Annotated in this window: 3 protein-coding genes and 1 pseudogene; 3 read left to right on the top strand and 1 reads right to left on the bottom strand. The window is 65.2% G+C overall.

Features of this window, described 5'->3' with window-relative positions; genetic code table 11:
• Window positions 1–233 (bottom strand): annotated as a pseudogene (locus tag VN856_RS06975) (chitin-binding protein); the annotation flags it as partial.
• A 247-nt stretch (window positions 234–480) separates the two neighbouring features.
• Here VN856_RS06975 and VN856_RS06980 point away from each other — a divergent pair.
• The 3 genes from VN856_RS06980 to VN856_RS06990 are packed head-to-tail and all read left to right on the top strand — an operon-like array spanning window position 481 to window position 2,721.
• Window positions 481–1,758 (top strand): bifunctional 3,4-dihydroxy-2-butanone-4-phosphate synthase/GTP cyclohydrolase II, encoded by a 1,278-nt coding sequence (locus tag VN856_RS06980; RefSeq protein WP_325687471.1) that lies wholly within the window; start codon window positions 481–483, stop codon window positions 1,756–1,758.
• 16 nt (window positions 1,759–1,774) lie between these two features.
• A complete protein-coding gene (ribH, locus tag VN856_RS06985; protein ID WP_325687473.1) occupies window positions 1,775–2,254 on the top strand; it encodes a 6,7-dimethyl-8-ribityllumazine synthase in 480 nt (159 codons plus the stop codon).
• Window positions 2,251–2,721 (top strand): PH domain-containing protein, encoded by a 471-nt coding sequence (locus VN856_RS06990; RefSeq protein ID WP_325687475.1) that lies wholly within the window; start codon window positions 2,251–2,253, stop codon window positions 2,719–2,721. Before ribH ends, VN856_RS06990 begins: the two co-directional genes overlap by 4 nt.
• Window positions 2,722–2,828: the final 107 nt, after the last annotated feature.

Below are 2,828 nucleotides of genomic sequence, written 5' to 3' on the forward strand. Positions count from 1 at the left end.
CCGGGGCCACCTGGCCCACCGGCTCCACCCGGTCCACCCGGCCCGCCAGGTCCATGGCCGCCTCCGCCGCCCGGCTCCTGGGGAGCGGGTCCGGTGTGGCTGACCGCGGGTGCGCCATGGCCACCGGCCTGCGGCCCCGGAGCGGCGCTGGCCGCACCGGCCCCCACGCCCAACGCGGCTGCCCCAAGGGCGCCGGCGATGGTCGCTCCGGCCATCAGTTGCTTCAGTTTCATGGTCCTTCACCTGTCTACTTGGATATTCAGTGGACACTTGCCCCCCGACGTACTGAACGCTAAATAGCTAAGCTATGAATCAGCTACGAGAAGCCTCTGCAATCCTTTTGCGCAAGTGCTCGCGGTGAATCGCTGTGACGAGCGTGCCCACTCAGTGAGCAGTGGCAATAACTAGGCCGACGTGGTGGTTCATACTGGAAGCAATGCCTGTGGACTACGGGCGGAATTTTCTTACGAGGTGGCTGCGATGACGAGGTTGGACTCGGTCGAGCGCGCGATCGCCGACATCGCGGCCGGCAAGGCTGTCGTCGTCGTGGATGACGAGGATCGGGAAAACGAGGGAGACCTCATTTTTGCGGCCGAGAAGGCCACGCCGGAGTTGGTCGCCTTCATGGTCCGCTACACATCGGGATACCTGTGCGTGCCCCTGGACGGCGATATTTGCGACCGGCTAGGACTGCTGCCGATGTATGCGGTCAACCAAGATAAACACGGCACCGCTTATACCGTCACTGTTGACGCGAGACATGGTGTGGGAACTGGTATTTCGGCGTCAGACCGCGCAACGACGATGAAGTTGCTCGCCGATCCGGACAGCGTCGCCGACGACTTCACCCGGCCCGGGCACGTAGTTCCCTTGCGCGCCAAGGACGGTGGCGTGCTGCGGCGGCCTGGCCACACCGAGGCCGCTGTCGACCTGGCCCGAATGGCAGGACTGTCGCCGGCCGGTGCGATCTGCGAAATCGTCAGCCAAAAGGACGAAGGCGCGATGGCGCAGACCGACGAGCTGCGGGTGTTTGCCGACGAGCACGATCTGGCGCTGATCGCTATCGCAGATCTGATTGAGTATCGCCGCAAGCACGAGAAGCACATCGAGCGGATCGCCGAAGCCCGCATCCCGACCCGGCACGGCGAATTCCGGGCGGTCGGATACTCCAGCATTTACGAGGACGTCGAGCACGTGGCGTTGGTCCGCGGCGAGATCGCCGGACCCAACTACGACGGCGACGACGTGCTGGTCCGCGTGCACTCCGAATGCCTGACCGGGGACGTGTTCGGTTCACGCCGCTGCGACTGCGGTCCGCAACTGGACGCCGCGATGGCGCTGGTCGCGCGCGAAGGACGCGGTGTGGTCCTCTACATGCGCGGCCACGAAGGTCGCGGCATCGGCCTGATGCACAAGCTGCAGGCCTATCAGCTGCAGGACGCCGGCGACGACACCGTGGACGCCAACCTCAAGCTCGGGTTGCCCGCCGACGCACGGGACTACGGCACCGGGGCCCAGATCCTCGTCGACCTCGGGGTGCGTTCGATGCGGCTGCTGACCAACAACCCCGCCAAGCGCGTCGGATTGGATGGCTACGGGCTGCACATCATCGAGCGGGTGCCGTTGCCGGTGCGCGCCAATGCGGAGAACATCCGGTATTTGATGACCAAGCGTGACCGGATGGGTCATGACCTCGTCGGGCTGGACGACTATCACGAATCCATTCACCTGCCAGGCGAATTCGGTGGTGCCCTGTGACCCGGGATTCGCGCGTATGAGCGGTGCCGGTGTACCCGACATCGCGTCGCAGGACGCTTCCGCACTCACACTGGCGATCGTGGTCAGCACGTGGCATAAGCAGATATGTGACGCATTACTGGCCGGCGCCCAGAGAATCGCCGACGAGTGGGGCGTCAAGGACCCGTCGATTGTCCGGGTTCGCGGCGCGATCGAGATTCCGGTCGTCGCGCAGGCTGTGGCCCGTAACCACGACGCCGTCGTCGCTCTCGGTGTGGTAATCCGTGGGCAGACACCGCATTTCGACTATGTGTGCGACGCGGTGACTCAAGGCCTGACACGGGTTTCGCTGGACGAATCCACCCCGGTGGCCAATGGTGTGCTGACCACCAACGACGAGGCGCAGGCCCTGGATCGCGCGGGGCTGCCGGACTCGACTGAGGACAACGGTGGCCAGGCCACGGCTGCGGCGCTGAGCACCGCGTTGACCCTGCGCCATCTGCGCGGAAAGTCGTGACCGCCAAGCCCGACCAGGCCACCTGGGATGTGCAACTGCGGCCCCACCTGACGCCCTATGTCGCCTACGCCGTGGCGGTCATTCTCATCGTGGCGCACGTGGTGATCGGTCTGCTGCTCAAGATCGGGTCCACCGGCGTGATCTTCCAGACCTCCGACCAGATCGCGATGGCGGGGCTTGGGCTGGTGCTTGCCGGGCTGGCGCTGTTGTTCGCCCGGCCACGGCTGCGGGTGGGCGCCGCCGGGCTGTCCGTACGCAATGTGCTCAGCGATCGGATGGTGCCGTGGGAAGAGGTGGTCGGGGTGTCTTTTCCGATCGGCGCCCGCTGGGCGCGAATCGATCTGCCCGACGACGAATACATCCCGCTGATGGCCATCCAATCGGTTGACAAGGACCGCGCCGTCGCCGCGATGGATACCGTCCGGAGTCTGCTGGCCCGCTACCGGCCCGACTTGCCGTCGCGCTAGTTGTCGGAAGCTCCCGCTACAATCGAATGTATGTTCGAATTGTGGTCTGCCTCGCGGCCTACGACGGAGTCGGCTGCACTGCTGGACCGAATTGGCGAAGCAGGTCG

This window comes from Mycobacterium sp., from assembly GCF_035603715.1.
Taxonomy (GTDB): domain Bacteria; phylum Actinomycetota; class Actinomycetes; order Mycobacteriales; family Mycobacteriaceae; genus Mycobacterium.